Origin of the sequence: Mesorhizobium sp. M00.F.Ca.ET.216.01.1.1 (assembly GCF_004010325.2) — a bacterium.
Taxonomy (GTDB): domain Bacteria; phylum Pseudomonadota; class Alphaproteobacteria; order Rhizobiales; family Rhizobiaceae; genus Mesorhizobium.
In genome coordinates this window covers 1-404 of the sequence record NZ_SADR02000170.1, presented here as the reverse complement: position 1 = coordinate 404, position 404 = coordinate 1, and the positions used below count along the sequence as shown (strand labels likewise).

Below are 404 nucleotides of genomic sequence, written 5' to 3'. Positions count from 1 at the left end.
CGGGCTGCAGGCGCCGGTCCGCGAAGACATACGCTCGGAGATCTGGGTGAAGCTGTGGGGTAATCTCTCCTTCAACCCGATCTCGGCGCTGACCGGCAGCACGCTTGCGGCCATCGTGGCAGACGAGGGGACACGCGCTGTCGCCCGCGCCATGATGCTGGAAGCGCAGGCGATCGGCGAGCGTCTCGGCGTGCGCTTCCTCATCCCCGTCGATCGCCGTATCAAGGGCGCCGGCGATGTCGGCGAGCACAAGACCTCGATGCTGCAGGATCTCGAGCGCGGCCGCCCGATGGAGATCGACGCGCTGGTCACGGCCGTGCAGGAGCTCGGCCGCCTGACCGGCCAGCCGACGCCGACCATCGACAGCGTGCTGGCGCTGGTTCGGCGGCTGGCGATCGAGCGCG

General features: G+C 69.6%; 1 protein-coding gene. It reads left to right on the top strand.

The window, feature by feature from the left end:
- The coding region (locus EN859_RS35580) for a ketopantoate reductase C-terminal domain-containing protein (RefSeq protein WP_281015676.1) at nt 1–404 on the top strand (404 nt) is incomplete at both ends.